The sequence below is a fragment of the Mesorhizobium sp. M2E.F.Ca.ET.209.01.1.1 genome, from assembly GCF_004010375.2.
Classification (GTDB): domain Bacteria; phylum Pseudomonadota; class Alphaproteobacteria; order Rhizobiales; family Rhizobiaceae; genus Mesorhizobium.
The window spans coordinates 1-308 of the sequence record NZ_SADP02000929.1; the positions used below are offsets into that span (position 1 = coordinate 1).

Genomic DNA, 308 nt, shown 5'->3' on the forward strand with positions numbered 1-308 from the left:
CTAGGATTTATGAACTGGCTCAGCAGTCTCGGCCGACTTCCGGTTGGCTCCGAATTGAAACGAATGCTACCCGCTCGCGCCACAATTGTCGTGGCGGCCCCTACGTCAATCAAGGCTGCGGCCAGATCGATCGCGGAGGCGCCCGCCCCCAAGATGGCGACGCGGCGCCCAGCGAACCGATCCACATGGCTACAGTCGGCGCTGTGGCTGACCAACGCGGCAGGCAGGTCCATCAATTGTTTCGGCATCACTCTGAACTGCGTTCCGCCCACCGCCAACCCTACGCGCCGGGCGGGGAACCTATGACC

Annotated in this window: 1 protein-coding gene; it reads right to left on the reverse strand. The window is 63.3% G+C overall.

Annotation, left to right across the window (positions count from 1 at the left end):
* A partial coding sequence (locus EN852_RS38540; RefSeq protein ID WP_246694575.1) for an NAD-binding protein occupies window positions 1-248 on the reverse strand: 248 nt, incomplete at its 3' end.
* Window positions 249-308 lie beyond the last annotated feature (60 nt).